2 protein-coding genes are annotated in these 1,202 nt (G+C 38.4%); one reads left to right on the top strand and one right to left on the bottom strand.

The annotated features are described in order from the left end of the window. Window positions 1-121 precede the first annotated feature (121 nt). Window positions 122-571: a hypothetical protein gene (locus H5187_RS23610; protein WP_182794951.1), complete on the bottom strand. Its 450-nt coding sequence runs from the start codon at window positions 569-571 to the stop codon at window positions 122-124. 284 nt (window positions 572-855) lie between these two features. Here H5187_RS23610 and H5187_RS23605 point away from each other — a divergent pair. Next, window positions 856-1,202, top strand: a 347-nt coding sequence (locus H5187_RS23605; RefSeq protein ID WP_182798481.1) for an IS1 family transposase, incomplete at its 3' end; no start/stop codon positions are given.

Below are 1,202 nucleotides of genomic sequence, written 5' to 3'. Positions count from 1 at the left end.
AAGGTTTAGTGTCACTGAGAGGTATTTGGATCAATATTCATTACGGGAGATGAACCGCCCATTGCGGACCCGCATGATGGGTGGTGTGGGGGCTGGAGGTTAGAGACCTCCGGCTACCCGATTATGTATCTTTTTTCCGATTAAAGAAGAGTGAACCTATCATCACTAAAGCAACTATCAATAGTGCATAAGCGGTTTCTTTATCTGAAGATACGACATCTTCCAAAGAATAAACCTTAGTTCCGTCAAGAATAAACTCATACGCCATGGCAAAGTTAGTTTCGCTAGGCAAAACAGAAACAATTACGGAGCGACCGATTAATTTCTGCTTTTTGTCATCGCAATTGGTTCTCAGCGAAAACTCTTCCAATACTTTGTAGGACGAAATGCCTCCCTCGTTTTTTAACACTACCGTTGGCGAGCCGTCTTTACTTCCCGAATTACAACTTACAGACTCAATAGAACCAATTTTTTGTATTAGCTCAATTCTGGAAATTTCATCCTGATTTAACTTCAGGAGACCTAACCCGAAAAAAAGTATTGAAAGTAAAATCCAAGCACCGTACTTCAATATTTCACCCTAGATACATAACAGCTTATTCAAAGGATCTAAACCCACAAGTTGCAGACAGAAAATCCTTCGAGTTTTTTAATACTTTCAGTCTAACTCTGTATCTAAATGTAAATCAAGGGATTTATATTTGTTGTTTTTTTGTTGTTGTAAAATACAAGAAATAATCCCGCGAGTTGTTGAAAAAAAACCAAACACAACTACTGTTTATATATGGCTATGTTGTCTTTCGGTGTTGGTGAACTATAGTTAATGTACTGAAACCCAACAACGGCAGGTGCAATATGGCTTCCAAGCAGTTTCAAAATATACTACATCACATTACCAACTTAAATTACGCTCAACTTAAAAAGCTTCGCCACGAAGTTGAATCAAATATTGCCACTAACCAAGTAGGTCAAGCTATTGCCGACCATGAGGAATCAATATCTCATTGCCCCCATTGTGATTCACATAATCTAAATCGTTGGGGAATGACAAAGCAAGGAATTCAGCGCTTTAAGTGCAAATCATGCAACAAAACATTTAATGCACTTGCAGACTCACCACTTTACCGAATGAAAAAGGCTGAGAAGTGGATCGAATATACCAAATTAATGTGGGAAGGCGTATCCCTTAGAAAATCAGCTAA

It is taken from the genome of Pseudoalteromonas sp. SG44-1, from assembly GCF_014164315.1.
In the GTDB taxonomy this organism is placed as follows: Bacteria; Pseudomonadota; Gammaproteobacteria; order Enterobacterales; family Alteromonadaceae; genus Pseudoalteromonas; species Pseudoalteromonas rhizosphaerae.
Note: the sequence above shows the minus strand (reverse complement) of the source record. Positions and strands in the feature narration are given on the sequence as shown.